Annotated in this window: 2 protein-coding genes; one reads left to right on the forward strand and one right to left on the reverse strand. The window is 63.2% G+C overall.

The window, feature by feature from the left end:
- Positions 1 to 31: 31 nt before the first annotated feature.
- Entirely contained in the window at positions 32 to 379 is a 348-nt protein-coding gene (locus IVB32_RS25610) for a DUF3307 domain-containing protein (protein WP_018458457.1), read from the reverse strand.
- Between the two features lie 401 nt (positions 380 to 780).
- Here IVB32_RS25610 and IVB32_RS25615 point away from each other — a divergent pair, with 401 nt between their 5' ends.
- Positions 781 to 2,226: a TAXI family TRAP transporter solute-binding subunit gene (locus tag IVB32_RS25615; RefSeq protein WP_026233586.1), complete on the forward strand. Its 1,446-nt coding sequence runs from the start codon at positions 781 to 783 to the stop codon at positions 2,224 to 2,226.
- The last annotated feature ends 280 nt before the right edge of the window (positions 2,227 to 2,506 follow it).

The raw sequence follows: 2,506 nt of genomic DNA on the forward strand, positions 1-2,506 counted from the left end.
ACGACCACCTACGCGCCGAGGCCGCCAGCGGTCAGTTCGCCGCCATGAAGATGGAGAGGCCGAAGCCAGTCAGATGGTGCAGGGCCTGGTCGACACCGATCAGGGTCCAGAACCAGGGATGCGCAAGATCGACACCGAAATTGGCTGAGACGAGGCCCTTGGCGCGGTCGATCGTGATGTGGATGACGAAGTCGATCAGCGCCACAAACCAGAATTTCGGCGCCACGATCAGGATCAGCGGCAGCGCAACCGCAAGGTGAACCAGGCAGTGCACCAGGAGCGGCAGGGCCCAGCCGTGCTTCTGGTCCTTGCCGTGCGCCATCCAGGCGGTCTGGAGGACGAAATCGGCGATGATGTGCTTGAACGTCAGCAGCAACATCCAACCAATGAGGGCTTCGACCGGAACCGCCGATGACAGAGGTGGAAACGACAAGGCGCCCTCGTTGACGTGACAAGAAGAATTGGAGCGTTCAGCGCAATCTCTTCCTGGACCGGTCAAATCGCCGGGACTTGCGATTTATGACACCTCCCGCGGCGGAATGCAGCCGGGGGGAACCGGAAAATCGCCAACTGTGGCTAACTGGTGATAGGATGACCAATCGCCGGGGCCGAGTTGAGTAAGGTTACCTTCGGCTCGGAATTTGCATTCCGCGGCCTGCGCGCTACCATCGTCAGTAGAGAATATCGTTCTTTTTTCAGACGTTTACGAATTACAGGGCGACCGCAGCGATCACATCCGCAAGCCGCCCGCCACCGGAAGCATAAGGCCAGAGTGCTGCCATGAGTACTGAGGGCCCGACCTCATCGCCGATCGAGCCACCGCCCCGGCGACCCAAGGTGATCAAGACCAATCAGCAGCAGGTCTTCCTCTACGTCGTGCTGACCCTGCTGTTGTCGCTTGCCACCGTCTGGGGCGGCCGCATGCTGGTGCACAATTCGGAGACGCTGACCTTTGCGGTCGGCGCCCCCAACAGCGACGAGGCGCTGTTCGCAGCCAAGCTCGCCGCCGTCCTGAAGAACAACGCCTCGCGCTTCCGGATCAAGATCGTCAACAACGCCGACAACGCCAAGGCGATCGCCCAGTTCGATCGCAAGCAGGCCGACCTCGCGGTGCTGCGCACCGACGCCAAGGTGCCGCTGCGGGCACGCACGCTCGCGATCCTCGAGCACGATATCGTGCTGCTGCTCGGGCCCGGAAACAAGAAGATCAAGTCGCTCGCCGAGCTGAAGAAGAAGAAGGTCGCCGTCGTCGCCGACAACGACTCCGCGCTCGTCTTCGTCCGCGGTATCCTCGACGTTCCGGAGGGTGCGGACGCGGGGAGGATCCGGATGGCGCCACAGGGCGCTACACTCGACAAGCTGTTCGCGCCGGCGAGCGGCTTTGGCGCAGTCGTCGCCATCGTCCACGCCTCGCGGGCGGTGCGGGACAAGGCGTATGAGCAGGTCGCCAGGCGCGGCGGCTTCACGCTGAACGCGATCGACGAGGCGAAAGCGCTGGCGCGCAAGATCCCCGGCATTTCCAGCGAGACGCTGACGGCGGGCACGCTGTCTGCATCGCCGGAAATTCCCGGCGACGATCTCGACACGATCGGGCTCGAATGGTTGCTGGTCGCCCAATCCAGGATGTCGCCGACGGCGGCCGGGGAGCTCGCGCGCACCGTCTACGAGAACAAGTCCGCGCTCGGGCTCGACAGCGGCTTTGCCACTAGGATCGAGCCCGCCTCCGTCGAGAAGGACGCCTTCGTGATGGCGCATCAAGGGGCGGCCGACTACATCAACGACGACACCAAGTCGTTCATGGATAAGTACAGCGACCTGATGTATCTCGGCGCTGCCGCGCTCAGCGTCATCGGCTCGATCTTCGCCGCGATCTACGCCAAGATCACCCGGATCGCGCCGGAGAAGGCCAGCGAGCTGGCCACCGCCATCCTCGACATCGGCGAGCGGATCGAACATGCGCATTCGCTCGACCAGCTCGAATGTCTCCAGGACGAGCTGGAAGGCATTTTACGCGGCGCCGTCATCGGCCTCAGAGACGGCACGATCAGTACCGACGGGCTCGACACCTTCAAGCTCGGCTACGAATTCGTCCGCGACGAGATCGGCATGCGCCGCGACTATCTCAAGCGCCATGCGGGCGCGGGCGAGAAGGCCGCTCAGGATGTGGCCCCTTCCCAGCACGACGAGAGCAATGTCGTGGTGGTGAAGACAGCTCAGAGTGCCTGACCCATCAATTTGAGGACCTACGGCGACGCCTTGCCGGCACGTCTTCGAGCGACCGGGGGCCCTAGGCCGGGAACCGTCCCTGTCCACAACCGTTTGTTCTCGGATCAACCGGAGACCGCGCCATGCGTGCACTCCTCATCATCTTCCTGCTGGGAATGTTGGCCGCGGTTGGCTATTTCGTTTATTCCGCGATGGCGGTCGAGGGCGAGCCGATCCCGACGGAAGGCTACGTGGCGCTGGCGTTGGGGGCCGGTTTTTCCGTTCTTGTCGGCATCGGCTT

The sequence above is a fragment of the Bradyrhizobium sp. 23 genome (assembly GCF_023073295.1).
In the GTDB taxonomy this organism is placed as follows: Bacteria; Pseudomonadota; Alphaproteobacteria; order Rhizobiales; family Xanthobacteraceae; genus Bradyrhizobium; species Bradyrhizobium canariense_D.

Bases quoted from the DNA above. Each gene is read 5' to 3' on its own strand.
- IVB32_RS25610 (WP_018458457.1), bottom strand. From the start codon at position 379: ATGTTGCTGCTGACGTTCAAGCACATCATCGCCGATTTCGTCCTCCAG.
- IVB32_RS25615 (WP_026233586.1), top strand. From the start codon at position 781: ATGAGTACTGAGGGCCCGACCTCATCGCCGATCGAGCCACCGCCCCGG.